Annotated in this window: 2 protein-coding genes; both read right to left on the bottom strand. The window is 47.3% G+C overall.

Annotation, left to right across the window (positions count from 1 at the left end; genetic code table 11):
* Positions 1-688 (bottom strand): dual-specificity RNA methyltransferase RlmN (gene rlmN / locus GRP75_RS26365; RefSeq protein WP_160790821.1); only part of this gene is annotated, 688 nt, incomplete at its 3' end.
* A gap of 187 nt (positions 689-875) precedes the next feature.
* Positions 876-1,617, bottom strand: a 742-nt coding sequence (locus GRP75_RS26370; RefSeq protein ID WP_160790822.1) for a methyltransferase domain-containing protein, incomplete at its 5' end; no start/stop codon positions are given.

Consider the following 1,617-nt stretch of genomic DNA (forward strand, 5'->3'; position numbering starts at 1 on the left):
GCATCAGCTTCGAACGAAGCGCATCATTAGGCGCATGAATGGATATTGCCAGATTAATCTGGGTATCCTCGTCGGCAAATTTATAAATATTCGGTACAATACCGCTGGTCGACACTGTGATATGACGTTGACCAATGTTCAGACCTTTTTCATGAACCATTGTACGTAAAAACGTCATGGTCGCTTCATAGTTTTCAAAAGGCTCGCCCGAGCCCATAATCACGATGCTACTCACTCGTTCATTGGTTTTATCCAAAATTTTCTGAGCCTGCACCACCTGTGCAGTAATTTCACCAGCCGTCAGGTTCCGTTTAAGGCCTCCGAGCGTCGAAGCGCAGAAAGTACAACCAATCCGGCAACCCACTTGAGTCGTTACACAAATGCTGTTTCCGTAATTGTGTCTCATAATGACCGTTTCAATGGCATGATCATCGTGCAAACCGAACAGGAATTTTACTGTACCGTCCTTCGATTCCAACTTTGTAATTTCACTAAGCGTCACAAAACTAAATTGCTCCTCAAGCTTCTCTCTCAGCGCCTTGGACAAATTCGTCATCTCGCTGAAATCATTGACTCGCTTCACATACAGCCAGTCAAAAATTTGTCCTCCACGAAAAGCAGGCTCGCCATTGTTCTTGGCCCAGTCCTGAAGCTCCTCCAGAGTTAAATCATATATAAAAGGTTTCATCAATGTTTGCACCCGTTCCTTCTTCATTAAGTTCTGTTTGATCGCAGATAGTATTTTTCATTCTTCCTATTTTAGCACAAATCCCTGAGGGGGTAAAAATTTTTCGTCTTCATGCAAAAAACCGCCGGAAATGTTCCGGCGGAATGTGGAAATACTGGTGGAAAGCTGCCTGGAATTCTCTTCCGCGCTATTTCACCCGACGCAGGCGCGCGATATAAAATCCGTCGCTGTGGAAATGCTGCGGTAACAGCTGTACCGAGCCTCCCTGTATACTATCCTTTTCGCGGCTCACGTCTGGGAAGGAATGACCCTCTGCCAATTCATACTCTGGATGTTCGCTTAAAAATTGAGTCAATTGTCCTTCATTTTCGTCCGGTTCAATCGTGCATGTGCTGTATACCAGAATACCACCTGGCTTCAACAGTCCCGCCACACTATCCAGCAGCTCATGCTGAAGCTGTGTAATGTCGCGAACATCCTGCGCAGTTTTGCTCCAACGCAGGTCCGGTTTACGACGAATCACTCCAAAGCCAGAGCATGGTGCATCCAGCAAAATACGGTCAAAAGAAGCTGGAGCATATCGTTCCTTCAGTTCTAGCGCATCACCAGTGACTGTTTCCACGGCATCCAGGCCAAGTCGATTAGCCTGTTCACGAATTAATTGATGCTTATGGGCATGCAGATCATTCGCAACTATCCGTCCGTGATCCTTCATCAGCTCAGCCATATGAGCTGTTTTGCCACCTGGAGCGGCACAGCAATCCAGTACCAGCATGCCAGGCTCAGGAGCGACTGCTTCGGCAACGAGCATGGAGCTTTCATCCTGTACGGACAGCAATCCGTCCGTATACCACGAAGTAAGCGCCATATTTCCACCGCTACGAACAACAATCCCATAGGGACTAACTGCCGAAGGAACGGCATCAAGC

This window comes from Paenibacillus sp. OT2-17 (genome assembly GCF_009827695.1).
Classification (GTDB): Bacteria; Bacillota; Bacilli; order Paenibacillales; family Paenibacillaceae; genus Paenibacillus; species Paenibacillus polymyxa_B.